Below are 25,508 nucleotides of genomic sequence, written 5' to 3'. Positions count from 1 at the left end.
GGTCGCTGTCAGGTAAAAGTGCACCCACTGCGCCTGCGATCCGCCCACGATCCAACGTACACGCCCCATGAAGAAGAACCTCGTCCTCGCCTTTGCGGGCGTGTTGATCGTCGCCGCCTCAGCCGGCACCTGGTGGTGGTCCGGCGCCAAGACGCGCAGCGCGCCAGAAGCCGGCGCGCCGACCGCGGGCAAGGGTGCGGCGCCCAACGGGGGCGCGGTGGCGCTGGTCACGCTGGCCGCCGCGCAGCGGCAGGACGTGCCGGTCACGGTGCAGGTCAACGGCAGCGTGGTTTCTCTCAACAGTGTGGACCTGCGCCCGCAGGTGACCAACACGGTGCGCGAGGTGCATGTGAAGGAAGGGCAGTTCGTGAAGGAGGGCCAATTGCTCTTCACGCTCGACGACCGTCCCGACCAGGCCAACCTCGCCAAGGCGCGGGCGCAGCAACAGAGGGACGAGGCCACGATGGCCGATCTCGAGCGCCAGCACAAGCGCAGCCAGGAGCTCGTGGCGCAGAACTTCATCGCCAAGGCTGCGGCCGACGCGACGCTGTCGCAGCTCGAGGCGCAGCGCGCCGCGGTGGCGGCCGATCGCGCGGCGGTGCAATCGGCGCAGGTGGCGCTGGGCTATGCGACGCTGCGCGCCCCGATCGCCGGGCGCATCGGCGCCGTCAACATCTATCCGGGCACGCTGGTGCAGCCCAGCCTGTCGCTGGTCACGATCACGCAGCTCGACCCGATCGCGGTGAGCTTCCCGGTGCCCGAAGGAAAGCTGCAGGACCTGCTGGCTGCGGCCCGTTCTCACACGCCGGTCGAGGCGCTCGTGACCGGGCGTAAGGCGCCGATGAAGGGCGCGCTGAATTTCGTCGACAACACGGTCGACCCGCTGATCGGTACGGTGCGCGCCAAGGCGGTGTTCGACAACGCCGACCAGGGCCTCTGGCCCGGCCAGTTCGTCGAGACCCGCGTCACCGTGCGCACCATCGAGGGCGCGACGGTGGTGCCGGCGGCCGCGATCATGATGCTGACCGAGGGCAGCTCGGTCTACGTAGTCGATGCCAACAAGACGGCCGCGCGCCGCAAGGTCGAGACGCTCCACAGCTTCGGCACGCAGGTCGCGGTGCGCGGCGTCGAGCCGGGCGAGCAGGTGGTCATCGAGGGCAAGCAGAACGTGCGTCCCGGCGGCAAGGTGCGCCTCGACGCAGCGGCCACGCCACAGCAACAGCAGCGGCCCGGCGGCACGACGCCCGAGGCCACGCCCGGCAGCGCGGCCTCGGTCGCGCCCTCCAACGCCAGCCTGGTCGCGGAGCGGGAGCGCTCATGAACATCTCCGAGCTTTGCATCCGTCGTCCGGCGATGACGGTGCTGCTCTCTGCCGCCGCGGTGGTGGCCGGCATCTTTGCCTATTTCCAGATCCCGGTCGCGGCGCTGCCGAGCTACAACACGCCGATCATCAACGTCAACGCGCAGCTGCCGGGCGCCAGTCCGGACACCATGGCTTCCTCGGTCGCGCTGCCGCTCGAAAAACAGTTCTCCACCATCCCCGGGCTTCAGACCATCAGCTCGGTCAATACCCAGGGCGTGACCTCGATCACGCTCGAGTTCGTGAGCAGCCGCGACATCGATGCGGCCGCGGTCGACGTCCAGGCTGCGCTGCTGCGCGCGCAGCGGCAGCTGCCGATCGAACTCACCCAGCTGCCGTCCTATCGCAAGGTCAACCCGGCGGACGCGCCGGTGCTGTTCATCGCGATGGTGTCGCAGTCGATGAGCCCGGCCGAGCTCAACGACTATGCCGAGAACCTGATCTCGCCGACGCTGTCGACCATCGACGGCGTGGCCCAGGTCGTGGTCTACGGGCGCAAGGCCTTCGCGGTGCGCGTCAAGGCCGACGCCGACCTGCTCAACGCGCGCAACATCACGCTCGACGAGCTGGCCGACGCGGTGCGCTCGGCCAATGCCAATACCCCGGTCGGCGTGCTCGACGGCCCGCGCCAGACGCTCACGATCCAGGCCAACGAGCAACTGATGAAGGCCGCCGACTTCGCCAAGCTGATCGTCGGCCAGCGCAATGGGGCGCCGGTGCGTCTGGACGAGGTCGCAACCGTCGAGGACAGCTTCGAGTCGGTCAAGACCGGGAGCAGCTTCAACGGCCAGAACTCGATCTCGCTGGCGGTGCAGCGGCAGCCCAACGCCAACACGGTGCAGGTGGTGGACGCTGTGCGCGCGCTGATGCCGCGCTTCAAGGAAGAGCTGCCGCAGTCGGTCGAGATCAACATGGTCAACGACCGGTCGATCTCGATCCGCCAGGCCGTGCACGACGTGCAGTTGACGCTGCTCGGCACCGTGCTGCTGGTGGTGCTGGTGATCTTCCTGTTCCTGCACCGCGTGGTGGCCACGCTGATTCCGGCCGCCACGATCCCGATCTCGCTGATCGGCGCGGTGGCGCTGCTCGCCGCCTTCGGCTACAGCCTGGACAACGTGTCGCTGCTGGGCATCACGCTGGCGGTCGGGCTGGTGGTGGACGACGCGATCGTGGTGCTCGAGAACATCATGCGCTACGTCGAGAAGGGCATGGAGCCGATGGCCGCCGCGCTGCGCGGCGCGCGCGAGGTGGGCTTCACCATCATCTCGATCTCGATCTCGCTGGTGGCGGTGTTCATCCCGATCTTCTTCATGCCGGGCGTGATCGGCCTGCTGTTCCACGAGTTCGCGGTGGTGGTGGGCCTCGCGGTCATGGTCTCGGCCGTGGTGTCGCTCACGCTGGTGCCGATGCTCGCGAGCCGGCTGCTGCGGCATACGCCGCGTGCCCACGGCGCCCTGGACCATGAGGAAGGCCACCCGGAGCCGGGCACTGCAATCGGGCGCGGCTTCGAGCGGGGCTACCGCTGGGTCCACGGCAGCTACCTGCACTCGCTCGACTGGACGCTGCATCATCGCAAGCTCATGCTGGTCGTCGCCGCATCGACCTTCGCGCTGACGGCGTGGCTGTTCATCGTCATCCCGAAGGGCTTCTTCCCGGAGGAAGACATCGGGCAGATCTTCATCACGACCGAAGCCGCCGAGGACATCTCGTTCCCGGCGATGAAGGGCTTGCAGGATCGCGTGGCCGAGGCCGTACAGGCCGATCCGAACGTGGCCTATGTCAACTCCTTCGTCGGCGTCGGCGGTTCGAGCTCCACGCAGAATGCCGGCCGATTGTTCGTGGTGCTCAAGCCGCGCAAAGAACGCGCCGCCATGGCGCAGGTGATGGAGTCCCTGCGCACGCGCTTTCGCGAGATCGCGGGCATCACCGCCTACATGCAGCCGCTGCAGAACCTGCGCCTGGGCGGCCGGCAGAGCAAGGCGCGCTTCCAGTACACGCTGCAAAGCGTGAGCGCCGGCACCATGAACGTCTGGGCCGACCGGCTGATGGAGCGCATGCGCGCCGACCCGGCCTTCCGCGACGTGACCAGCGATTCGCAGAACCGCGGCCTGCAGGCCACCATCGACATCGACCGCGACAAGGCCGGCGTGCTCGGCGTCGAGGTCGGCGACCTGCGCACCGCGCTCTACAACGCCTATGGCGACCGGCAGATCGGCAGCATCTACGGCCCCAGCAACACCTACCAGGTGATCCTCTCGGCGGCCGACGACGACCGCCAGTTCGAGGAGGACATGGCACGCCTCTCGGTGCGCAACAAGGCCGGGCAGCTGGTGCCGCTGTCGGCCTTTTCGACCGTCAAGCGCACCGTCGGCCCGACCTCGGTCAACCACCAGGGGCAGCTGCAGGCCGTGACGGTGTCCTTCAACCTCGCGCCCGACGTGCCGCTGGGTAATGCGACCGCCAAGGTCGACCAGTTCAAGGCCGAGCTCAAGATGCCGGCCTCGATCATCACGAGCTACGGCGGCGACGCCGCGGTGTTCCAGAGCTCGCAGGCCAGCCAGGCGGTGCTGCTGATCCTGGCCGTGCTGGTGATCTACGTGCTCCTGGGCGTGCTCTACGAGAGCTACATCCATCCGCTGACCATCCTGGCCGGCCTGCCTTCGGCGGCAGTGGGCGCGCTGCTGTCGCTCAAGCTCTTCGGCTTTGACCTGACGCTGATCGCGACCATTGGCATCCTGCTTCTGATCGGCATCGTCAAGAAGAACGCGATCATGATGATCGACTTCGCGCTCGATGCGCAGCGCACCCAGGGCATGCAGCCGGTCGATGCGATCCGCGAGGCCTGCCGGCTGCGCTTTCGCCCGATCATGATGACCACGCTGGCGGCCATGATGGGCGCGCTGCCGCTCGCGCTGGGCCTGGGCGCCGGCGCCGAGCTGCGCCAGCCGCTCGGCGTGGCGGTGGTCGGCGGCCTGATCTTCTCGCAGGTGATCACGCTCTACATCACGCCGGCGATCTACCTCGCGCTGGACCGCTACAGTGGCAGCGGGCCGATGCAGGAGCTGCCTGAGGAAAAGCTGGCGCACGACGTGGCGCCGGGGGCGGCTGGATAGCGCCGCTGGGAGCCATCCGCCCTGGCCGGCCCGGTCCCGTAGCCGCCATCTAAGTTGTTGATTTATATCGATTCACCGCATAAATTCAGATTTCTGTATTTTTGCGGTGATGGAGGATGACCCTCACCCTTTCCGGTTCTCTGCCGACGAAGGCGACCTGTGGCCGGTCCAGGCTGTCCGCGCCTCGGTACTCACGAGGGCACCGCGCTTCGAGCACGTGGTCATATCGCCCACTGGCCGCATGGCGCTCATGAGCACTATCGCGCCGGCGACCTTCGTGGAGTTCAAGCGCTGGCTGGCAGAAGCGGCTCTGCAGCGCGAGGTCGCCAAGCGCCGCCGCGACCGATTGCAGGCGGACATCGTGCAGGACTTGCTGGACCAAGGCCTGCTGGTGGTCTGAGCACCGGAAACGGACGAGGAAGGGGGCGTTCAATGCACCGGATCGCGCTGCCAGGCCGCGGCGCTGCGCGCTCCGCCCGCATGCGTGCCGGCGCGACCCGTTGCAGCGGAATGGGCCGAGGCCGTACCGCCATGCGTCACGCGCAGCGCCCAATCGCACACCACCTTCATGAAGATCTGCTGCGAGGCCATCGAGGTGAGGCTGTGGTCGATTTCGCCGATGAACTCGTATTCGAACTGCTGCATGAAGGGCTCGTCGGCAAAGGGCCCCAACTGGTCGCGGTGGCGATCCGTCACGTGCATGGTGCCGGTGTAGAAAAGCAGTACCGCCACGTTGCGCTCCGCCAGCTGCGTCATCGAGCGGCGGAACAGCGCGGCCGTGACCTCCGGCGGTTCGGGCTCGAAGATGCTGGGCGAGGCGGCGGCCGCGGCGCTGGCCGAGAACTTGCGCTGCAGCCAGCGCACCGTCTTGCCGATCACGGCCGGATTGGTCGGCACCGCCAGCGCGCGGTGCAAGGTACGCTCCCAGCGCGCGCGGCGGCCGGGGAAGGCGTAACCGTCGAACATCAGGAGCCCGATCACGCGCGCATCGGCAACGGCGAGCGAAAGCCCGTTGGTGGCGCCCGAGCACAGGCCGATCGCAATGAAGCGTCGAATGCCCAGCATGGTCTGGATCAGGTTCATCGCCGCCTGCAGATCGAACACCGCCTGCGTGAGGAAATGCTCGGAGCCGCCGGCCGGGCCGCTGTCGCCCAGGCCCGCGAGGTCGAAGCGGATGCTGCTGATACCGCGTGCGGCCATCTGCCGCGCCAGCTTCACGTTGATGCGCCGAGGCCCGATCCGGTGGTTCGCGCCCATGTTGAGCATGAGGCAGGCGACGGGCGCCAGCGAGCCCTCTGAGGGCGTCGTGATGATGCCGATCAGCGAGCCTTCGGGCCCGAACTGGACGGGGATTTCCTTGTAGTCATTCATGAACTTCTGCCAGCAAGCGTTGCAGGGCCTCGGTGGGCACCATCGCGTTATTGGGATGCGGATCGGAGGTCCAGATCAGGGGATGCTGGAACGCCGTGACGCGCAGCGGCATGTGGCGGGCCGTCTCCTTGCCCGCCCATTGATGGGCAACATGGTCATCGGCATCGGCGAGCACCACCGTTTCGTGCAGCGCCGTGAGCTGCAGGGCTTCCGGGCCGAGCGCACGCAATTGCTGGCGCAGGATCGGCGACACGCCGAAGCCGAAGATCTCGTCGGTGAAGGCATCGCCGTCCTTCGCCAGCCGGCGCCGCCATGCCGGGTCCGGCACGCAGAAGGAACGTTCGAGCGCATCCACGTGGCCGGCGCGCAGCTCCTCGACGTAGCGCGCACCGTCGACGATCGGGTCCCACAGGATCAGCCGGGCCGGATCGCAGCGCCCGCTCTTTGCCGCCAGCACCGCCAGCGCGGCGCCCAGGCGCGCGCCGAGCCAGACGATGCGCCGGCTGCCGGCGCGGCGCCGCAGCTCCTCGTGCGCGGTGCAGACGTCGCGCCGCCAGCCTTCGAGATCGCCGTCGGTGTCCTCGCCGGGCGAATCGCCGCTGCCGTGGTAGTCGAAGCGCAGCACCGCCACGCCGGAACGCGCGAGCCGGTCGGACAGCACGCGGAACAGGCGATGCGCGCGGACTGCCTCCTGCCCGAGGGGCGGGCAGATCAGCACCGCGATGCCGCTCTCGCGCTCAGGCGAATGGAAGAGCCCGAAGAGCTGCCGCGAGGCCGGGCCGAAGAGCATCGGAGTCATGCGTAAGTCTCGCTTTCGACGGCGGGCAGGCGCTGTACGACAACCGCCTCTTCGCATATCAGCACCCGTGCCACTGCACACAGGGCGCCCTGGACATCATGGAGGGAAGACAGCGCCAGGCGCACCACGCCATCGGCGGAGGTGATCTTCACTTCGCACGAATCGGGCACCACGCCCACGTCGAAGCTGCGCGTGTCGACCGAGAGGCCCATGCCGGTGGCCTTCAGGCAGGCCTCCTTGCGGGTCCAGCAGGCGAGGAAGGCGCGGTCGCGCGCGCTGGGTTCGAGCTGGGCCAGCGCATGCCGCTCGGCCTCGGTGAAGTAGCTGGCGGCCAGCGCCGCTGCGTCCGGCATCGGGCGCAGCAGTTCGACATCGACGCCCACTTCGGCCTCGTCGCAGACCGCGATCAAGGCCACCGACTGGCTGTGGCTCAGGTTGAAGCGCAGCTGCGCATGCTCGACCAGCGTGGGCTTGCCGAAGGCGCCGTGGTCGAACTCCAGCAGGCTCGCGGGAATGCCGCATTGCGCGGACAGCGTCTCGCGCAGGGCTGCATGGGCGGCGACGAAACGGTTGCGGTCACGCCGGAAGACGAAGCGCCGGGCGCGCTCCCACTCGGCCTCCGACAAGGAAGCCACCGCCTGCGGCGCCGGCGTGGCGTCCAGGTCGACCTGCCAGAGGCGGCAATGTGCCGAGGAGGGGAGTTGTGTGATCGTCATGGCGGCCTCGTCAGCTCTTGCGGCTCCAGCCGGAGAACACGCGGCCGAGCAGGCCGCCGCGCCGCGACTCGCCCTCCGCCGGCGCCGCGGCCAAGGCGTCGAGCGCGATGCCGGCAGCGGCCGACGCCAGCTGCCCCAGGCCTTCGAACACATAGCGGCGCGGTTCCACGCGAAAGCCCATCACCTGTTCGGCCTGCTGGATCACGCGCATCGCGAGCAGCGAGTCGCCGCCCAGGTCGAAGAAGTTGTCGTGGGCATGGATGTCGTTGACGTCGATGCTGAGCGCGCTGGCCCAGATCTGGGCCAGCTTCGCCTGTTCGGGCAACAGCAGCACCTGCGGCTGCGCCTGCCGCGGTCGCGCGGCCACGGTTTGCGCCGCGGTGGGCGCTGGCGCCGCGTCGGCCGCGAGCCGCTGCAGGTAGCTCGCGCTGTCCGAGCCGGCCGGCGCCGCGATGGCTTCCAGCGTGGCGTCCGGCTGCTGCGCGACCAGGCGCAGCAGCTCGAGGTAGCGCTCCTTGAAGGCGGCGCCGGTCTCGCGCTTGTAGATGTCGGCGTTGTAGACCACTGCGCCTTCGAGGCCGTCGGGCTTGTCCATCAGCCAGATGCCGAGATCGTCGGTCGCGCCGCGCTGCGGCAGGTGCATCTGGCGGTGCTGGAGGCCGCCGATGTCGCGCGGCCGCTCGCGCGCATCCTGGAACGAGAACAGAGCCTGGTAGAGCCCCACGCCCTGCGCGCGCTCCACGAACTCCGGCTCGCTGACCAGGCGCTCGAAGGGGATCTGCTGGTGGCTCATCACCGCGATCAGCTCCTGCTTGACGTAGCGCATGAACTCGCCGAAGCGCAGCGAGCGGTCGACCTGGAAGGACAGCGGCAGCACGTTGTTGAAGAAGCCCATTACCGGCTCGAGCTCGGGCGCCTCGCGGCCGCGCACCGGCGTGGCGATGACGATCGAGCGGCTGTCGATGATGCTGCTCATCATGAGAATATAGACGCCCAGGGTCAGCATGTTGAGCGTGACGTCGTGGCGCTGGCCGGTCTCGCGCAGCCGCTCGGTGAGCGCCTTGTCGACATTGATCCAGTGCGCGCCGCCCTGACCGCTCATGCCGGCGCGGCGCGGCATGTCGGTGCGCGGCGCCTTCGGCGTCGGCGAGTTCGCGAAGCGGTCCTTCCAGTAGCGCAGCTGGAGTTCGGCCTCGGGCTCGGTGAGCCAGCGCGCATACCAGTCGGCATAGTCGCCGTGGGTCACGGCCAGTTCGGGCAGGCCGTGCGCCTCGCCGCGCACCAGCGCGCCGTAGATGGCCGACAGCTCGCTCTGCAGGATATCGAAGGACCAGCCGTCCCAGATCAGGTGGTGCGGCACGAACACGAAGGCATGATCGTCGGCCGCGATCCTGTAGAGCGCCGCGTGGAACATCGGTGCGCGATGGATGTCGATCGGCTGGTCGGCCATTTCGTGCATGCGCTCGATCAGCTCGGCTTCGCGCTGGTCTTCGGGCAGGTGGCCGAGGTCGATCACCGGCAGCTCGTAGGCCAGCTCCTTCGCGATCAGCGCGGCCGGTGCGCCGGTGGCCGGATCGGCACCGATAGCGGTGCGCAGCGACGGTTGCCGCTCGATCATCACGCGCAGCGCCGCCTTGAACTTCTCGATGTCCAGCGGCCCGCCGAGCCGGTGCGCGGACGGGGCGTTGTAGGTCGAACGCCCGGGATGCAGCTCCTCCACGAAGCGGATGCGCTCCTGCATCGGCGTGAGCGGTGCGCTCCTGCGGTCCGCGACATGCGCGATGGGTGCGCTGCGCGACGCGTTGCTGCCGTCGAGGCCTTCGATCGCCGCGGCCAGCCGTTCGGCCGTCGGCGCCTCGAACAGCATGCGCAGCGGCACCGTGAGCTCGAACTCGCGGCTCAGCAGGGTCGCCAGGCGCGCCGCCAGCAGCGAATGGCCGCCCAGCGAGAAGAAGTCGTCGCGGATGCCGAGGCCTGGCAGGTTGAGCACGCGCTCCATCGTTTCCATCACGATGCGTTCGCGCTCGTTGCGCGGCGCCAGCCGCTCGCTCGTCTCCTGCCGCGTCGCGCTGGGCTTGGGCAGCGCCTTGCGGTCCACCTTGCCGTTGGGCAAGAGCGGAATGGCGTCGAGGCCGACCACATGCTGCGGCACCATGTACTGCGGCAGGCGGCTGCGCAGATGGCGGTCGAGCGCGGCCAGGTCGACCGTGGCGCCCGACGAGGCCGCGAGGTAGGCCACCAGGCGCACGTCGCCCGGCTGGTCTTCGCGCGTGACGACCACGCTGCGCGCCACGCCCGGCGCCTCGTTGCAGCGCGCCTCGATCTCGCCGAGCTCGATGCGGTAGCCGCGCACCTTGACCTGGAAGTCGAAGCGGCCCAAGTGTTCCAAGAGGCCGTCGTTGCGCCAGCGGCCGCGGTCGCCGCTGCGGTAGATCAGCGTGTCAACGCCGTCGATGGCGGTCGTCACGAAGCGCTCGGCCGTGAGCTCGGGCCGGTCGAGGTAACCCAGTGTCACGCCCATGCCGCTGATGCAGATCTCGCCCGGCACGCCGATCGGGCAGGGCTGCAGGTTGCTGTCGAGGATCCAGACGCCGGTGTTCGCCATCGGGCGGCCGATCGAGACGCCGCGCGCCGCGACGATCGGGCGCTCCATGCGCCAGACGGTCGACCACACGGTGGTTTCCGTCGGTCCGTAGAGGTTCCAGAGCTCGCTCGTGCGGCCCATCAATTCGAGCGAGAGATCCGCCGGCACCGGCTCCGCGCCGATCCAGGCGCGGAAGCCGCGCGGACCCGACCACTCTGCATCGAGCAGCAACCGCCACATGCCGGGCGTGGCCTGCAGGATGGTGATGGCTTCGGACTCGAGCAGCGCGCGCAGCCGGTTGCCGTCCATCGCGACCTCGCGCTGCACGATCACGATCTCGGCGCCCGCTGCCAGCGGCAGCATCACCTCGGGCACCGCCATGTCGAAGGACAGCGTGGTCACTGCGGCCATGCGATCGCTCGCGCCGATGCCCGGCTCGCGCTGCATGGTCTGCATCAGGTTCGCCGCCGCGCGGTGCGGCACGCAAACGCCCTTGGGCTTGCCGGTCGAGCCGGAGGTGTAGATCACATAGGCCGTGTCTTCGCCCTGCGCATCCTGCGCTCCGGGCACGAGCGGCGTGGGCGCTTCGTTCTGCCAGCTGGTGTCCAGGTCGAGCAGCAGCACGCGGTCGGCCGCGTCTTCGCGCCACATCTTCGGCGCCGCGGCGATCGAGGAGCTGGTCAGCAGCAGCCCGAGCTTCGCGTCTTCGGCGTAGTAGTCCAGCCGCGCCTGTGGGAAGGCGGGGTCGAGCGGCACATAGGCGGCGCCGCTCTTGAGCACCGCGAGCAGGGCTACGAACATGTCGAAGCCGCGGTCCAGGCACAGGCCGACACGTTCGCCGCGGCCCATGCCGCGCGCACGCAGCGCATGGGCCAATTGATTCGAGCGTTCGTCGAGTTCGCGGTAGCTCATGCGCTGGGCGCCATCGCGCAAGGCCGGCTGTGCGGGCTGTGTCGCTGCATGCGTCATGAAGCCCGCATGCATCAGCGGCGCGCCTTCCAGCGGCGTCGGCGCTGGCTGCAAGGCCGCGAGAGCATGCGCTTCGGCGGGCGACAGGAGCTCGAGCCGGCCGACCGGCCGCGTCGGATCGCGCACCACGGCGCGCAGCAGGGATTCGTACATGCCGAGCCAGCGGCGCACGGTCGCGTCGTCGTAGAGGTCGGCGTTGTACTGCGCCTCCATCTGCATGCCGCCCACCACGGGCGTCACGTTGAGGAAGAGCTCGAAGTTCTCGTAGCGGCGCGCGATGGTGCTCTGCTCGACCTGCAGGTCGGGAAAGTTGCCTTCGTTGGGCGCGGCATCGCGGTCCACGTTGAACAGCACGTTCACCAGCGGCAGCCGGCTGGGGTCGCGCGGCACGGGCAGCTTCTTGAGCAGCGCGCCGTAGGTCAGGGTCTGGTGTTCGAAGGCGTCGAGCAGGGCGCTGCCCGACTGGCGCGCCAGCGCATCGAAGCGAGCCTGGGCGTCGACGGCCACGCGGATCGGCAGCAGGTTGACGCAGTGGCCCACCAGCGAGGGCATGTCGCTGGGCATCTGGCCCGCGGCCGCGATGCCGATCACCAGGTCGTCCTGCGCCGTGAGGCGGTGCAGGGTCGCGGCGAAGGCGCCGAACATGGTCGCGAACAGGCTGGTGCCCGAGACGGCGCCGACCTTGCGCAGGCCGTCGATCAGGTCCTGGCTCAAGACGTGGTCGATGCGGTAGGCATTGAAGGTGCGCACGGCAGGCCGCGGGCGGTCCAGCGGCAGCTCCAGCACCGGCAGGCTGCCGCCGGCGAAGCGCGAGAGCCAGTAGCCGACGTGGGCATCCATCTCGGGGCTGTTCGCCTCTTGCGCCTCCCAGGCGGCGTAGTCGGAGTACTGGGCCGCCGGCTCCAATGCCGGACCGGCGCCGATCTGTTCGGCATAGAGACTGCCGAGGTCCTGGCTGATCACGCCCCAGGACCAGCCGTCGCAGACCGCGTGGTGCGCGCTCATCACGAGCACATGGTCGATCGTCGACAGCCGGTAGAGCGCGGCCCTGAAGAGCGGACCCTGTTCGAGCTGGAAGGGCTCGAGCACGGCGGCCACGCCGTCTTCCTCGAGCCTGCGCTTCTGCGCCGCCGCATCGAGCGCGCCGAGGTCGTGTTCGGCCATGTGGACCGGAGCGGCCTCGCCGATCAGCAACTGCGTGCCATCGGGCGAGATGGTGGCGCGCAGCGATTCGTGGCGCCCGACCAGCCGGTCGAGTGCGCTGGCGAGCGCACGCGTGTCCAGCGTGCCCTTGAGCCGCAGCCGGAGCGTCTCGTTGTAGGCCAGCGAGGCTTCCGGACTCAGGCGATCGCCGAGCCAGACTTCGCGTTGCGCCTCGGTGGTCGAGACGACCCGCTCGATCAGGCCCGAGGCGAAGGGATCGAAATCCTCGGCGGCGTCCTCGGCGGACAGGGTGGCGACTGCTTCGATCATGCTTTGTACTTCGTGAATTTGCCTTGGGCGTTCGGATCGGGCACGAACCAGGCGGGTTGGCCATCCTTGTCGCGGCCCAGCCGCGCGTCAGGTGCGGGCGGATGCGAGGGGTCGAGCACCGTCTTGGGCGCGGCGCGGCGCGGCAGCAGCTCGGCTTCCTGCATCTCGGCGATCGATTCCTTGAAGGCGGACTTGATGGTCGCGATGTCCTGCTGCGAATGCGCGGCCGTCATGAAGCAGGGGAAGTTGTCGAGGATGTGCACGCCGCGGCTGCGCATCATCGCGAACAGCAGGTCCTGCAGCGGATGGTCTTCCAGCCAGCTCACGCGCCACAGCGAGGAGAAGTAGCGGATCTCGACCGGCGCGCCGACCTCGCGGCAGAAGGCCGAGAGCTCGTCGGCCATGGCCGCGGTGTGCAGGTTGAGCTGGGTCTGCAGCTTGTTGTTGTCTGCCTTCAAGTGCTCGAGTGCGGCCTTGGCCGCGGCCAGCGCAAGCGGATGCCGCACGAAGGTGCCGGCGAAGTAGGTCACGCCCACGGTGGGCACCGAATCGTCGCCGTACTGCCAGGGGCCGCCGTCGAGCGCATCCATGTACTGCCGCCTGCCGGCGATCACGCCGACGGGGAAGCCGCCGCCCAGCACCTTGCCGTAGGTGGCGAGATCGGCGCGGATGCCGAACAGCGCCTGCGCACCGCCCAGGTCGCAGCGAAAGCCGGTGATGACCTCGTCGAAGATCAGGCAGGTATCGGATTTTTCGGTGATCGCGCGCACCTCGCGCAGGAACTCGCGCGGCTGGAAGTCGGGCCGGCGGCTCTGCACCGGCTCGACCAGCACGGCGGCCAGGTCCTCGGCGTTGGCGCGGATGAATTCGAGCGCCTCGGGCGTGCCGTAGTCCAGCACGCGCACGTCGCCGAACATGCCTTGCAGCACGCCGGGCGCGGCCGACATGCCCTTGGCGTTGCGGCCCGCGCGCACCAGCACTTCGTCGAAGGTGCCGTGGTAGGAGCCGGTGAAGAGCACCACGGTGCTGCGGCCGGTGACGGTGCGCGCGATGCGCAGCGCCGCCATCACCGCCTCGGAACCGGTGTTGCACAGGCCCGCGCGGTCGAAGCCGGTGAGCTCGCACAGCAGCCGGGTGACTTCGGCGGCCAGCGGATGCTGCGGGCCGATCTCGTAGCCGAGCTCGAGCTGCTTCTTCACCGCCTCGTTGATGAAGTCGGGCGTCCAGCCGAAGAGGTTCATGCCGAAGCCGTTGAGCGTGTCGACGTACTCGTTGCCGTCGATGTCCCACATGCGCGAGCCCTTGGAGCGCTCGATCACGATCTGGTAGGTGATCTCCTTGGTCGCGGGCCGGAAGCCGTTGACCACGCGCGGGTCGGCCATGTGCGGGCGATTGCGCTCGGTGAAGGCCTTGCTCTTCTGCGTGCGCTCGACGTAGCGGCGCATGAAGGCCGCGAGCCGTGCCTTCTGGCGCTCGGTCGGCTCCTTGCTCTGCGTGTGGATGCGCGCGATGGCGCCGAAAGCCTTCTTGACGTCGTACTTCGGCGCGACGGGCGGCTCCTCGGCAGCCGGCTCGGGGGTGTTGGACGCCGTGGCCGCGGCGGTGGCCATGGGCGTGGGTTGCTCCACCGCCGGGGCCGGCAGCACGGGGCTGGCCGGAACCGTCGGCGCCGCCGACAGCAATGCGAGTTGCTGTTGCATCAACTGCATCTGTTGCGCGATGACCTGCTGCACCAGGCTGCCGTTGCCGCCCGCCATGGCCGCCGCGGGCTGCACGGCCGGCAGCGCCGCAAGCACCGGCTGCTGCGGCACGGCGGCGGGCATCGCCGGCGCGGCCTGCGGCGCCACCGCTGCTGCAGCATCCGGCGGCAACGTGGCGTCGAGGAACTCGGCCAGCGCGTCGAAGCTGCGATAGCTCTCCATCAGCTGCCGGAAAGTCAGGTTGACCTTGAAGGTCTTCTTGACCTGCAGCGCGGCCTGCGTGAGCGTGAGCGAGTCGAGGCCGATCTCGACGAAGGGCGCGGCGCCGTCGACGTCGGCCATGTCGGCGCCCGAGAGGTTCTCGAACAGCTCGCGCAGGCGCGTGACGAGGGAGGCGCGGCGCGCGGGTGGCACGGAAGTGGCGACGGTCATTGTCAACTCCGGAATCGATGGGGTCAGGGGCACGGATGGGGCAGGAATTTCGGCGGGCAGTGCAACGGCGGCCGGCGCCGACGCGATGTCGACCCAGAAGCGCTTGCGTTCGAAGGGATAGGTGGGCAGGCGCACGCGCTGCTTGCGTGCGCGTGTATCGAGGGCGGCCAGGTCTATCTCCACGCCCTGGGCCCAGAGCCGGCCGGCGCCGAGCCGCCAGGCGGCGCTCTCGCTGCTCGTCTGGTCGGCAAGCAGCGAGGCCGCCGGCGCGGGCAAGGCCTTGCTCGCGTGCTGGCGCACCAGCGTCGCCAGCGTGTTGCGCGGGCCGATCTCGACGAAGAGCGGATGCGCGAGCTGGGCCAGCACTTCGCGCACGGCGGGCGAGAAGCGCACCGTCTCGCGCAGGTGGCGCGCCCAATAGTGCGGGTCGGTCGCTTCCTGGGCGCTCAGGAGGCGGCCGGTGAGGGTCGAGTAGATCGGGAGGCGGGGCAGGGCGAGCGGCGTCTCGCGCACCAGCGCCTCGAAGGGCGCGACCGCCGCGTCCATCATCGCCGAGTGGAAGGCATGCGAGGTCTGCAGCGTCTTGGCGACGATGCCCCTGGCCTCGAGCTCGGCGCGCAGCTTCTCGATGGCGTCGCTCGGGCCCGCGGCCACGCAGACCGCCGGGCCGTTGTCGGCCGCGAGCGAAATCCCTTCGGGCAGGAGCGGCTGCAGCTCGGCGGCCGGCAGGCGCACCGAGAGCATGGTGCCGGCGGGCAATGCCTGCATCAGCGCGCCGCGCCGCGCGACCAGGTGGGCCGCGTCCTCGAGCCGCATCACGCCGGCCAGCACGGCGGCGGCGAACTCGCCGACGCTGTGGCCGATCATCGCGGCCGGCTTCACATCGAGCGCCATGAGCTGGCGCGCCAGCGCGTATTCGAGCGCGAAGGTCGCGGGCTGCGTGACCGAGGTCGGCGCCAGCGCGGCTGCATCGTCCGAGAACATGCGCTCGCGCAGGTCGAAGCCGAGCACGCCCTCGAAGGCCTGCAGGCATTCGTCGAAGGCGGCGCGGAAGACGGCATCGCCGGCATACAGCGTGCGACCCATGCCGGCGTATTGCGCACCTTGGCCGGGGAACATGAAGACCGGCTGCGGCACCCAGGCATTGACCGCGGCGCCGGCGCGGGCGGCCGAATCGGCGCTGCGCAAGGCCGTCACGGCTTCGTCGATGGATTCGGCGACCACGCAGGCGCGCTGCGCGAACTGCTTGCGTCCCACGCGCAGCGTGTGGGCGACGTCGGCCAGGGACAGTTCGCGGTGCGCGTCGAGGTGGTCGGCCAGCCGGGTGGCGGCGGCCGCGAGCGCCGCGGGCGTCCGCGCGGAGAGCGTGAGCAGTAGCGGGCCGCTCGCCGGATCGGAGGGCGCGGCGAGCGGCGCTTCCTCGACGATCACGTGCGCATTCGTGCCGCCGACGCCGAAGCTGCTGACGCCGGCACGCCGCGGCGCGGCCTCGCGCGGCCAGGGGCGAAGCTGGCTGTTCACGCGGAAGGGCGTGGCCTCGAAATCGATGACCGGGTTCGGCGCGTCGTAGTGCAGGCTGGCCGGGATCGCCTCGCAGTGCAGCGCGAGGGCGGTCTTGATGAGGCCGGCCGCACCCGCAGCGGTGACCATGTGGCCGACATTGCTCTTCAGCGAGCCGATGGTGCAGAAGTCGATGTCGGCGGTGTGCGCGGCAAAGGCGCGCGTCAAGCCTTCGACCTCGATCGGGTCGCCCATCGGCGTCGCCGTGCCGTGCGTCTCGACATAGGAGATGCTGCGCGCCTCGACGCCGGCCGAGGCGAGCGCCGCTTCGATCACCGCGGCCTGGCCGTCCACGCTGGGCGCGGTGAAGCTGGCCTTGGCGCCGCCGTCGTTGTTGATGCCGGCGCCGCGCAGCACCGCGTAGATGGTGTCGCCGTCGGCGATCGCATCGGAGAGCCGCTTGAGCAGCACGACGGTCGCGCCATCGCTGAACACCGTGCCTTTGGCCCGGGCGTCGAAGCTGCGCGTATGGCCGTCGGGCGACAGCATCGAGCCTTCGTTGTAGAGATAGCCGCTCTTCGGCGGGCAGGTAACGGAGGCGCCGCCCGCCAGCGCCATGCGGCACTGGCCGGTGCGCAGCGCGAAGAAGGCCTGGGCGATCGCCACCAGCGAGGTCGAGCAGGCGGTGTGCACGCTCACGGCCGGGCCGGTCAGGTTGAGCTTGTTCGCCACGCGCGTGGTGATGTAGTCCTTCTCGTTGGCCAGCATCACCTGGAACTCGCCGACCATCTCGACCAGGTCGGGCCGCGTCGACACGTGGCGCTGGAAGTAGCTGGCGTTGGACATGCCGCCGTACACGCCGACCGGGCCGGGCGCCTGATCGGGCACGTAGCCGCCGCGTTCCAGGCATTCCCAGCAGATCTCGAGGAACACGCGCTGCTGCGGGTCCATCAGCTCCGCTTCCTTCGGGTTGATGCCGAAGAAGGCGGCGTCGAACTGATCGATGTCGTCGATCACGCCGCGGGCGCGCACGTAGAGCGGGTCGGCGCGCAGCGCTGCGCTGACGCCGGCGTCGAGCGTCGCATCGTCGAAGAAGCTGATCGACTCGCGCCCGGCTATCAGGTTGTCCCAGAACTGTTCGACATCGGCGGCGCCCGGGAAGCGGCCGGCCATGGCGATCAGCGCCACCGGCTCCATGTCGCTGCCGGTGGCAGGCTTTGCTGCCGGTGTGCGCTCGCGCTGCGGCGGTGCGGGCTCGTCGTCCTGCGCCTGCATGTCGGCGGCCAGCGCCGCGGGCGTCGGTTGGCGGAAGAACAGGTTGCTCGAGAGGCGGCGTTCGCTGCCCTGCTGCAGATCGCGCAACACCCTGAGCACCAAGAGCGAATCGCCGCCGAGGTCGAAGAAGTTGTCGCTGCGGCCGACCTGGTCGAGGCCCAGGGCGCGCGCGAAGGCGGCGCAGACGCGGCGCTCCGTGTCGCTGCGCGCTTCCTCGAAGGGCTGTGCGAGCTCGGGCCGTTGCCGCGGCGGCTCGGGCAGTGCGCGGCGGTCCAGCTTGCCGTTGGTCGTGACCGGCAGCTGTTCGAGCCAGACCTGGGCCGCGGGCAGCATGGCTTCGGGCAGGCGATCGGCGAGATGCTGGCGCAGCGTGGTCCAGGGCAGCTCGGCGCCGCGCGCCACGAGGTAGGCCACGAGGCGCAGCCGGCCTGCAGCGTCCGCGCGCGGCACGACCGCACAGGACTTGATGCCGGGATGGGCGAGCAGCGCGGCCTCGACCTCGCCGATCTCGATGCGATGGCCGCGGATCTTCACCTGGCCGTCGATGCGGCCGATATATTCGATGCTGCCGTCGGGCAGCCAGCGCGCCTGGTCGCCGGTGCGGTAGAGGCGCTCGCCGGGCCCGCCGAAGGGATCGGCCACGAAGCGTTCGGCGCTCAGGTCGGGGCGCTGCAGGTAGCCGCGCGCCAGGCCGCGCCCGCCGATGCAGAGCTCGCCGACCAGGCCGGCGGGCAACATCGCCATCGAGGGGCTCAGCACGCGCAGCACGGTGTCGTTGATCGGGCGGCCGATGGGCACCGAGCGCGCGTCGGCCGCGAGGTCCTGCGGAATCCGGTGCGTGGCCGCGAAGGTGGTGCACTCGGTCGGTCCGTAACCGTTGATCAGCGTGAGCCCGGGCAACGCCGCGAGCGCGCGCCGCACGTGCGGCACCGACAGCGCCTCGCCGCCGGTGAGCAGCTGGCGCAGGCCTGCGAGTTGCGCGGGATCGTCGTCGACCACCGCATTGAACAGGCCGGCGGTGAGCCAGGCGGTCTTCACCGAGTGTTGGGCGATGGCGCGTGCGAGGCCGGCGCCCGTGGGCACCTTCTCGTCATGCACCACGCAGATGCCACCATTGAGCAACGGGCCCCAGATCTCCAGCGTCGAGGCATCGAAGCCCAGCGGCGCCGCATGCAGCATGGCCTCGCCCGCACGGAGTTCGACATAGTGCGCGTCGACCACGAGGCGCAGGATCGAGCGATGGCAGATCTCGATGCCCTTGGGCGTGCCGGTCGAGCCGGAGGTGTACATCACGTAGGCCACCGATTCGCCGTCGGCCGCGGCCGGTGCGAGCGGCGGCAGCGCGGCATCTTGGCCGGCATCGTCGTCGATGGACAGCAGCGCCCGCTCGCTCGGCACCAGCTGCCGGTACGCGGCCTGCGTCACGACCAGGCCGACGTCGGAATGCGAGAACATGAAGGCGATGCGCTCGACCGGGAAATCCGGCTGGACCGGCACATAGACGGCGCCGGCCTTCAGGATGCCGAGCATCACGATCACGGCCGCGCTCGAGCGGTCGAGCATCACGCCCACGGTGTCGCCGGCACGGATGCCGTGCGCCTGCAGGCGGCGCGCCATCCGTTCGGCGCGCTCAGCCAGCTCGCGGTAGCTCAGCGTACCTGCGTCGCCGACGAGCGCGATCGCATCGGGCCGGCGGGCGACCTGGCGGTCGAACATGGCTTGGACGGTCAGCGCCGCGTCATAGGCCGAGGCGGCGCTGTTCCATGTTTCCAGTTGGCGCTGGCTGTCGAGGGCCGGCAGCGTGCGGATCTCGCGCAGGCTCGCGGCGGGGCGATCGAGCAGATCCGAGGCGGTGTCGGCGATGGCCAGCAGCAGGCCGACTTCGATCGCGCTGTCCATCAGCGAAGCGGTGGCGGCCAGCCGGAGCGTCGCCGGCCGGCCGGCGGGCGCATGGAATTCCAGCTGAAGCGAAGGCGCGTCGGCCTGGCCGGCGCTCGCGCCATCACGGAGCCAGAGCGCAAAAGGGGGCGGCGATCCGGCCGTCGATGCGACGACGCTGTTGCGACGTGCGCCGTCGATCGCGGCCAGCCATTGCTGCGCTGTCGTGGTGTCGTCGCAGTTCACCGCGACGCCGGCACCCGGTGCCTCGTGAAACTCCACCGCCGCCAGGCCCAGCCAGCGGGATTGAAGCAGGATCCATGAAGCGGCGAAGAGCGTGTCCGGCAGAAAGCCGGACGCCTGGGCCTGCGCGGCCCACCGGGTCGCGAGTGCCGGCGGGATATCGAGGCTGGAGACTTGCACCGTGGCTTGCCCCGCTGCGTCGGCACGGGGTATGAACAGGTCCCCCAGCGAAAGCGCCGTCGCGTCGGTCGAGGAATTGGGTTGAGGTCCTTGTTCCATGAATTGGTGGCTCCGCTGTTAGCGCTGTTGCTTCCTTGCCTCGTACGCCGGCCTACATGTATCTATTAAGAGTAACTACAAAGCATTCACTCCATGTGCCGGATATTGCCCCTTGACGATGCGTCGCGCCACCGTACAAAAGGCTATGTGCCCAGCCTATGTCGTTTGGATGCTCTGCAACATTCGACGCATTTGGTTGCGACTGCGGTAGGACGGTGCGGACACGATTCTGCCTCCCTTTTTACATTTTGAATACAAAGGAAGTACAAGAGACGCCGCATGGACGGCGAGAACTCATAGAAAAGTTCTATTTTTAACGGATCAGGCCTGGTTCAGGCCGCGGCTTCGTCGAGCGACCCCTCGCTCAGGTGTCCGGTATCGCCCCAGCCCACGAGCGTGAAGCCCTGGGGCGTCCAGAGCAGGCGGTTGATGGCGGCATTGCCCAGGTGCCAGGTGCGCGGAGCCTGCAGTTCCTGCCCGGTGGCCGCGCGGTAGAGAACGTCCATCACGCCGCCGTGCGCCACCATCACCACCAGTTCGCCCGGGTGCCTCGCTGCGAGCCCCGCCGCCACGCCGGTCACGCGCTCCCTGAAGGTCAGCAGTGATTCACCGCCATTCGGCGCGAAGGCCGGATCGCGAGTGCGCCAGAGCCGGGCCTGGTCGGGGAGGGTGGCATCGATGTCGGCGAAGGTGCGGCCTTCGAAGTGACCGAAGGCCCGCTCGCGCAGCCCCGGCTCCGCCTTCACCTCGATGCCGCGCGGCGCTGCGATTTCGAGCGCGGTTTGCCATGCGCGCGCGAGGTCGCTGGCATAGATGGCGGCGATGGGTTCTTCCGCGAGCGCCTGCCCGACGCGCCGGGCCTGCCAAAGGCCCGTGTCGTTGAGGGCGATGTCGAGCTGCCCCTGGATGCGGGTGTCGACATTCCATGCGGTTTCGCCGTGGCGCACGGCAATCAGGCGGGTGACCTCCATCCGAGGCGATTCTAGGGGTGAACCCTAGGGCCTGCTAACAGACTCTAGTTCTTGGCGGTCGAGACCTCGATGTCCACCCGGCGTTCGCCCTTCGGCGGATTCGGAAAGCCCTGCAAGGCAGCCTGGAACATCACCGGCAGCACCGTCGCGCTGGCCGTGTAGGGGCCGTCGTTGCGCGCATGGGTTTCGTACACCACGCGGTTGGACGGCAGTTCGCGCAGCACGATGCTGACCTCGCGCGCATACCAGGGGTTCGAGGCGGGCGGGAAGGCCGGTCCGTACCAGCCGCCGCCATACCAGCCCCGGCCGTACCAGGGCGAGCCGTAGCGGCCGTAGCGGTAGGGCCCCCATGGCCCGCCGCCGTAGAACCAGGGGTCGGCCCAGGGCGAGAGCTCGGCTGTCACGCGGGCGCCGATCTGTGCCGTGTAGCGGGGGTTGGCGTCGTCGCGGCGCAGGCCGACGCGTTCGAGCGCGGCGCCCGCCATCGTTTCGAGCTGTTGCTGCGAAGCCTCGCTGGCCTGCTGCGAGGGCAGGCGCTCGAAGCGGTAGGTGGCACCGGCCGGAACCGCGCTGATGTTGGAGAAACTTTTCACCTCGCTGTCGACCACCCAGCGGGTGGCGCAGCCGGTGAGGCCGACGGTCAGCACCAGGGCGGTGAGCGCAAGTTTCATGCGGATCTCCTCGTGGAAGCGCCGTCCCTCAAAGTTGCACGATGCGCAGCGCGGACGGCTCCGGGAACTCGGGTGCGTCGAATGCCTTGTCGCCTTCGGCATCGGCCACGCCGGTGGCCTTGAGACCCTTGAAATCGAAGGACGTTCCGTCCAGCAGATGCGAAGGCACCACGTTCTGCAGCGCATTGAACATGTTCTCGACGCGCCCCGGGTGCTTGCGGTCCCATTCGCGCAGCATCTCGCCCACCTGCTTGCGCTGCAGGTTCTCCTGGCTGCCGCAGAGCGTGCACGGAATGATCGGGAACTCGCGGTGCTGGGCCCAGCGAACCAGGTCCTTCTCGGCCACGTAGGCCAGCGGCCGGATCACGATGTGGCGGCCGTCGTCGCTCATCAGCTTGGGCGGCATCGACTTGAGCTTGCCTGCGAAGAACATGTTGAGAAAGAAGGTCTGCAGCATGTCGTCGCGGTGGTGGCCCAGCGCGACCTTGGTGGCGCCGAGCTCGTCGGCCACGCGGTACAGGATGCCGCGGCGCAGACGGCTGCACAAGCCGCAGGTGGTCTTGCCCTCGGGGATCACGCGCTTCACGATCGAGTACGTGTCCTGCTCCTCGATGTGGAAGGGCACGCCGAGCGCAGTGAGGTAGCCCGGCAGCACATCTTCGGGAAAGCCGGGCTGCTTCTGGTCGAGGTTGACCGCGACGATGTCGAAGTGGATCGGCGCGCGGGCCCGCAACTTGAGCAGGATGTCGAGCAGCGCGTAGCTGTCCTTGCCGCCCGAGACGCAGACCATGACCTTGTCACCTTCCTCGATCATGTTGTAGTCGACGATCGCGCGGCCGACCTCGCGGCACAGGCGCTTTTCGAGCTTGTGGGTCTCGCGCTCGATCTTCACGTTGTTGTTGGTGGACGAAGGGGCTTCGTCGATCCATACCGCACTCATCATTTGCTCCTGAAAACTTCAACGCCGACGGCCTCGCAGTCGGGGTACACATCCGGCTTGGCCGTCGACACCCGCGCGGCCTGCACCTTGGGATGCGCGAGCACCTGCGTCAGGATGTCGTCGCACAGCGTTTCCTGCAAGTGGATGTGGCCCTTGGAGAGGCGCGTGGCGACGGTGCGGCGGATGAAGTCGTAGTCGACCACTTCGTCGAGATCGTCCGACTTCGGCGTCGAGACGTCCAGCGGCACGTAGAGATCGACATTGATGATGACGCGCTGTTCGGCGCGCTTCTCGAACTCGTGCACGCCGATGTTGATCCAGACCTCGTAGTTGCGCAGGAAGACGCGCCGGCACGAGAGCAGAAGAGGGTCGAGGGCGGCAGTGGTCATGGTGTGGAATCTTTTTTCAGCAGCTCGTCGACGACGAACATGATGTCGCGTGCCAGCGGCACCAGGTGCTGGCCGTTGTCGACGCAAAGGGTGGTGCCGGTCACGCTGGGCGTGCCGGCGAGGAAGACGCAGGCGCGGGCGACGTCGGCCGCATCGATGGGCCGGCGCAGCAGGTTGGCGCGCGAGGCCTTTTCGAAGTTGGCCTGGTTCTGCGGCCCGCTGGTGTAGAGGATGCCGGGCGCCACGCCGCACACCCGCACCGCGGGCGCCAGCGACTGGGCCTGCAACGCCACGGCGCGCTCCAGCGCCAGCTTGGACACCGTGTAGGAGAAGTAATCGGGGTTCAGGTTGTAGACCTTCTGGTCCAGGATGTGGATGGCCGAACGGTCGATGCCGTCGCCGGGCGCGGCGCTCTTCGCGAGCAGCCGTGCCAGGGACAGCGGCGCGACCAGGTTCACGCCGAGCTGGCGCAGCGCGGCATCGGCGTCGAAATCCAGGCCGGTGTCGGGCTCGAAGGCCGAGGCGTTGTTGACGATGCAGCCCAGCGGGCCGTCGGCCGTGACCTTGGCGATCAGCGCGCGCCGTCCCTCTTCGCTCGCGATGTCGGCTTCGATGGCCGTGGTACGGTGTCCCTCGTCGCGCAGGCGCGCGCACAGTGCCTCGGCCTGCGCGCGCGAGGCGCGGTACTGGCACCACACCGTCCAGCCCGCGCGCGCGAAGGCGTCGCAGACCGCGGCGCCGAGCCGCTGGCCGCCGCCGGTCACGAGCACGCCGGGGCGTGGGGTCGATTCAGCCATCCTGATAGATTTCCCGTATGAACCAGGAGCACAGCGCGGAACGCGCCACCCCCTTGACCCGGATTATCGATGCCACCCTGCAGCGCGCCGGAGGCTGGCTGCCATTTGACCGTTTCATGGCCCTGGCTCTTTATGCGCCGGGCCTGGGCTACTACGCCAACGCGAGCCGCAAGTTCGGCCAGATGCCCGCCTCGGGCAGCGACTTCGTGACCGCGCCCGAGCTCACGCCGCTGTTCGGCCGCGCCCTGGCCGTGCAGGTGGCCGAGGCGCTGGCGAAGACCGGCACCGACGAGCTCTGGGAGTTCGGTGCCGGCTCGGGCGCGCTCGCGCTGCAGCTGCTCGACGCTTTGGGCGATCGCGTCGAGCGCTATCGCATCGTCGACCTGTCCGGCACGCTGCGCGAGCGCCAGCAGCAGGCGCTCGCGCGCCACGTCGGCAAGGTCGAGTGGCTGGCCGAGCTGCCGGAGACGATGCGCGGCGTGGTGGTCGGCAACGAGGTGCTCGATGCGATGCCGGTGCAGCTGCTGGCGCGCAGCGGCGGTGCGTGGTTCGAACGCGGCGTGGTGCGCCGGGGCGAGGGCTTCGCCTGGGAAGACCGTCCGACCGAACTGCGGCCGCCGGTGGAGGTGGAGGGCGCGCACGACTACCTGACCGAAATCCATCCGCAGGCCCAGGCCTTCATTGCCACGCTGGCCGACAGGCTGAAAGAGGGCGCGGCCTTCTTCATCGACTATGGCTTTCCCGAAGCCGAGTACTACCATCCGCAGCGCCACATGGGCACCGTGATGTGCCACCGCGGCCACCAGGCGGACGGCGATCCGCTGGCGGAGGTGGGGGAGAAGGACATCACGGCCCACGTCGACTTCACCGGTGTGGCGCTCGCGGGCCAGGAGGCCGGCCTCGAGGTGCTGGGCTACACGAGCCAGGCGAGGTTTCTGCTCAACGCGGGCATCCTGCCGATGATGGAGCAGGCGTCCCTGGCGGAGCGCACGCTGGCCGCGCGCCTGATCCACGAGCACGAGATGGGCGAGCTGTTCAAGGTGATCGGCTTCGCGGCCGGCGAGCCCTGGGACGCCCTGGGCTTTGCCGAGGGCGACCGCAGCCACACGCTCTGAAGCGGTTGGACAATTCGTCGAGAATGGGCCGCATGACTGCCGCCCCGACCGCAGATACCGCGCCGCATCAGGACTTCGAGGTGCGCCCCTTCGATGCACCGGTCGGCGCCGAGATCGTCGGCCTCGACATCGGAAGGCCGATCAACGAAGCCGATTTCAGGCGCATCCACCGCGCGCACCTGGACCACCACGTGCTCGTGTTCCGCGACCAGCAGATCACGCCGGACCAGCACATCGCCTTCAGCCGCCGCTTCGGCCCGCTCGAGATCCATGTGCTGCACCAGTTTCATCTCGAGGGCCATCCCGAGATCCTGATTGTCTCCAACATCAAGAAGGCCGACGGCGAGCCGCTCGGCCTCGGCGACGCAGGCGCCTATTGGCATTCCGACATTTCCTACAAGCCCCATCCCAGCCTCGGCTCGCTGCTGCACGCGCAGGAACTGCCGAGCGAAGGCGGCGACACGCTCTTCGCCGACCAGCATCTCGCCTGGGAGGGCCTGAGCCCCGGGATGCAGCAACGCATCCTGCCGTTGAAGGCCGAGCACAGCTACCTCGCCAAGTACGAGGAACTGCGCGCCAAGAATCCGTGGCGCCCCAAGCTCTCGCAGGCCCAGATCGACAAGGTCGCGCCCGCGGTTCAGCCCGTGGTGCGCACCCATCCCGAAACCGGCCGCAAGGCGCTGTTCGTCAGCGAACATTTCACGACCCGCATCGTCGGCTTGCCGCAGGAGGAAAGCGATGCGTTGCTGGCCGAGCTGTTCGCGCACAGCGTGAAGCCCGAGTACGTGTACCGCCACCGCTGGGCGCCGCACGACCTGGTGTTCTGGGACAACCGCTCGCTGATGCACCTGGCTGCGGGCACGCCCGACGAACTGCGACGCAAGCTCTACCGAACGACCATCGAGGGCGATCTGCCGTTCTGAAGCCTGGCCG

Annotated in this window: 15 protein-coding genes; 5 read left to right on the top strand and 10 right to left on the bottom strand. The window is 69.1% G+C overall.

The features are described from left to right. The first annotated feature begins 67 nt into the window (after positions 1-67). From ACSQ89_RS24655 to ACSQ89_RS24645, 3 genes are all read left to right on the top strand, one after another. On the top strand, positions 68-1,321 hold the full coding sequence (locus ACSQ89_RS24655; RefSeq protein ID WP_436293600.1) for an efflux RND transporter periplasmic adaptor subunit: 1,254 nt from the start codon (positions 68-70) through the stop codon (positions 1,319-1,321). Continuing rightward, the gene (locus ACSQ89_RS24650) at positions 1,318-4,473 is read left to right on the top strand and encodes an efflux RND transporter permease subunit (RefSeq protein WP_436293599.1); all 3,156 of its coding nucleotides are present in this window, start codon (positions 1,318-1,320) and stop codon (positions 4,471-4,473) included. The genes ACSQ89_RS24655 and ACSQ89_RS24650 overlap by 4 nt, the downstream gene beginning before the upstream one ends. 109 nt (positions 4,474-4,582) lie before the next feature. Further along, positions 4,583-4,873: a GSU2403 family nucleotidyltransferase fold protein gene (locus tag ACSQ89_RS24645; protein WP_436293598.1), complete on the top strand. Its 291-nt coding sequence runs from the start codon at positions 4,583-4,585 to the stop codon at positions 4,871-4,873. Positions 4,874-4,902: 29 nt separating this feature from the next. Here the strand turns inward: ACSQ89_RS24645 and ACSQ89_RS24640 are convergent, their stop codons facing one another. The 10 genes from ACSQ89_RS24640 to ACSQ89_RS24595 form a co-directional block, all read right to left on the bottom strand. Continuing rightward, the gene (locus ACSQ89_RS24640; RefSeq protein WP_436293597.1) at positions 4,903-5,844 is read right to left on the bottom strand and encodes an alpha/beta hydrolase family protein; all 942 of its coding nucleotides are present in this window, start codon (positions 5,842-5,844) and stop codon (positions 4,903-4,905) included. Next, on the bottom strand, positions 5,837-6,643 hold the full coding sequence (locus tag ACSQ89_RS24635) for a serine aminopeptidase domain-containing protein (RefSeq protein WP_436293596.1): 807 nt from the start codon (positions 6,641-6,643) through the stop codon (positions 5,837-5,839). The genes ACSQ89_RS24640 and ACSQ89_RS24635 overlap by 8 nt, the downstream gene beginning before the upstream one ends. Further along, positions 6,640-7,359 carry a 4'-phosphopantetheinyl transferase family protein gene (locus tag ACSQ89_RS24630; RefSeq protein WP_436293595.1) on the bottom strand — a complete coding sequence of 240 codons (720 nt, stop codon included), beginning with the start codon at positions 7,357-7,359 and terminating at the stop codon, positions 6,640-6,642. The genes ACSQ89_RS24635 and ACSQ89_RS24630 overlap by 4 nt, the downstream gene beginning before the upstream one ends. A gap of 10 nt (positions 7,360-7,369) precedes the next feature. After that, on the bottom strand, positions 7,370-12,385 hold the full coding sequence (locus tag ACSQ89_RS24625) for an amino acid adenylation domain-containing protein (protein WP_436293594.1): 5,016 nt from the start codon (positions 12,383-12,385) through the stop codon (positions 7,370-7,372). Further along, positions 12,382-19,692, bottom strand: a complete 7,311-nt coding sequence (locus tag ACSQ89_RS24620; RefSeq protein ID WP_436293593.1) for an amino acid adenylation domain-containing protein — start codon at positions 19,690-19,692, stop codon at positions 12,382-12,384. The genes ACSQ89_RS24625 and ACSQ89_RS24620 overlap by 4 nt, the downstream gene beginning before the upstream one ends. Positions 19,693-20,024: 332 nt before the next feature. After that, positions 20,025-20,663, bottom strand: a complete 639-nt coding sequence (locus tag ACSQ89_RS24615) for a histidine phosphatase family protein (protein WP_436293592.1) — start codon at positions 20,661-20,663, stop codon at positions 20,025-20,027. A 44-nt stretch (positions 20,664-20,707) separates the two neighbouring features. Next, positions 20,708-21,334: a DUF4136 domain-containing protein gene (locus tag ACSQ89_RS24610; RefSeq protein WP_093104091.1), complete on the bottom strand. Its 627-nt coding sequence runs from the start codon at positions 21,332-21,334 to the stop codon at positions 20,708-20,710. A 28-nt stretch (positions 21,335-21,362) separates the two neighbouring features. Continuing rightward, the gene (gene ttcA, locus ACSQ89_RS24605) at positions 21,363-22,274 is read right to left on the bottom strand and encodes a tRNA 2-thiocytidine(32) synthetase TtcA (RefSeq protein ID WP_436293591.1); all 912 of its coding nucleotides are present in this window, start codon (positions 22,272-22,274) and stop codon (positions 21,363-21,365) included. Beyond that, positions 22,274-22,663: a dihydroneopterin aldolase gene (locus ACSQ89_RS24600; RefSeq protein WP_436293590.1), complete on the bottom strand. Its 390-nt coding sequence runs from the start codon at positions 22,661-22,663 to the stop codon at positions 22,274-22,276. The genes ttcA and ACSQ89_RS24600 overlap by 1 nt, the downstream gene beginning before the upstream one ends. Next, entirely contained in the window at positions 22,660-23,460 is an 801-nt protein-coding gene (locus tag ACSQ89_RS24595; RefSeq protein ID WP_093104096.1) for an SDR family oxidoreductase, read from the bottom strand. The genes ACSQ89_RS24600 and ACSQ89_RS24595 overlap by 4 nt, the downstream gene beginning before the upstream one ends. 17 nt (positions 23,461-23,477) lie before the next feature. Here ACSQ89_RS24595 and ACSQ89_RS24590 point away from each other — a divergent pair, with 17 nt between their 5' ends. Together ACSQ89_RS24590 and ACSQ89_RS24585 are read left to right on the top strand one after the other, a co-directional pair. After that, entirely contained in the window at positions 23,478-24,575 is a 1,098-nt protein-coding gene (locus ACSQ89_RS24590) for a class I SAM-dependent methyltransferase (RefSeq protein WP_436293589.1), read from the top strand. A gap of 32 nt (positions 24,576-24,607) precedes the next feature. After that, positions 24,608-25,498 (top strand): TauD/TfdA dioxygenase family protein, encoded by an 891-nt coding sequence (locus ACSQ89_RS24585; RefSeq protein WP_436293588.1) that lies wholly within the window; start codon positions 24,608-24,610, stop codon positions 25,496-25,498. Positions 25,499-25,508: the final 10 nt, after the last annotated feature.

It is taken from the genome of Variovorax sp. LjRoot175, from assembly GCF_964253805.1.
Classification (GTDB): domain Bacteria; phylum Pseudomonadota; class Gammaproteobacteria; order Burkholderiales; family Burkholderiaceae_C; genus Variovorax.
The sequence above is the reverse complement of the archived record's forward strand: the minus strand, read 5'-3'. Positions and strand labels throughout refer to the sequence as shown.

Bases quoted from the DNA above. Each gene is read 5' to 3' on its own strand.
- ACSQ89_RS24655 (WP_436293600.1), top strand. From the start codon at position 68: ATGAAGAAGAACCTCGTCCTCGCCTTTGCGGGCGTGTTGATCGTCGCC.
- ACSQ89_RS24650 (WP_436293599.1), top strand. From the start codon at position 1,318: ATGAACATCTCCGAGCTTTGCATCCGTCGTCCGGCGATGACGGTGCTG.
- ACSQ89_RS24645 (WP_436293598.1), top strand. From the start codon at position 4,583: ATGGAGGATGACCCTCACCCTTTCCGGTTCTCTGCCGACGAAGGCGAC.
- ACSQ89_RS24640 (WP_436293597.1), bottom strand. From the start codon at position 5,844: ATGAATGACTACAAGGAAATCCCCGTCCAGTTCGGGCCCGAAGGCTCG.
- ACSQ89_RS24635 (WP_436293596.1), bottom strand. From the start codon at position 6,643: ATGACTCCGATGCTCTTCGGCCCGGCCTCGCGGCAGCTCTTCGGGCTC.
- ACSQ89_RS24630 (WP_436293595.1), bottom strand. From the start codon at position 7,359: ATGACGATCACACAACTCCCCTCCTCGGCACATTGCCGCCTCTGGCAG.
- ACSQ89_RS24625 (WP_436293594.1), bottom strand. From the start codon at position 12,385: ATGATCGAAGCAGTCGCCACCCTGTCCGCCGAGGACGCCGCCGAGGAT.
- ACSQ89_RS24620 (WP_436293593.1), bottom strand. From the start codon at position 19,692: ATGGAACAAGGACCTCAACCCAATTCCTCGACCGACGCGACGGCGCTT.
- ACSQ89_RS24615 (WP_436293592.1), bottom strand. From the start codon at position 20,663: ATGGAGGTCACCCGCCTGATTGCCGTGCGCCACGGCGAAACCGCATGG.
- ACSQ89_RS24610 (WP_093104091.1), bottom strand. From the start codon at position 21,334: ATGAAACTTGCGCTCACCGCCCTGGTGCTGACCGTCGGCCTCACCGGC.
- ttcA (WP_436293591.1), bottom strand. From the start codon at position 22,274: ATGAGTGCGGTATGGATCGACGAAGCCCCTTCGTCCACCAACAACAAC.
- ACSQ89_RS24600 (WP_436293590.1), bottom strand. From the start codon at position 22,663: ATGACCACTGCCGCCCTCGACCCTCTTCTGCTCTCGTGCCGGCGCGTC.
- ACSQ89_RS24595 (WP_093104096.1), bottom strand. From the start codon at position 23,460: ATGGCTGAATCGACCCCACGCCCCGGCGTGCTCGTGACCGGCGGCGGC.
- ACSQ89_RS24590 (WP_436293589.1), top strand. From the start codon at position 23,478: ATGAACCAGGAGCACAGCGCGGAACGCGCCACCCCCTTGACCCGGATT.
- ACSQ89_RS24585 (WP_436293588.1), top strand. From the start codon at position 24,608: ATGACTGCCGCCCCGACCGCAGATACCGCGCCGCATCAGGACTTCGAG.